This window comes from Hwanghaeella sp. LZ110, from assembly GCF_048892525.1.
In the GTDB taxonomy this organism is placed as follows: domain Bacteria; phylum Pseudomonadota; class Alphaproteobacteria; order UBA8366; family Aestuariispiraceae; genus Pacificispira.
In genome coordinates this window covers 1-233 of sequence record NZ_JBLZHT010000106.1, presented here as the reverse complement: position 1 = coordinate 233, position 233 = coordinate 1, and the positions used below count along the sequence as shown (strand labels likewise).

The 233-nt window shown below is 60.9% G+C and carries 1 protein-coding gene; it reads right to left on the bottom strand.

Going from position 1 to position 233, the window contains the following annotated elements:
- The coding region (locus tag ACOSDM_RS20380) for a transposase (protein ID WP_420726363.1) at positions 1-233 on the bottom strand (233 nt) is incomplete at both ends.

Here is a 233-nt window from a genome sequence, read left to right as displayed (position 1 = left end):
TCGGTTTTTCGGGCGAGGTGGCGTCTGAGCCGTAGGATGGCGTTTTCGACGCCGCCTTTTTGCCATGGCGAATGCGTGTCGCAGAAGAAGGTTTCGATGCCGAGCATCTCGTTCAGGCGATGGTGCTGGGCGAACTCGGTGCCGTTGTCGAATGTGACGGAGCGGCGCATGTCGCTGTGGAGGCTCTGGAACCAATCGGTCATCCGCTTGAGGACAGCGCCGGATGCCTTGCC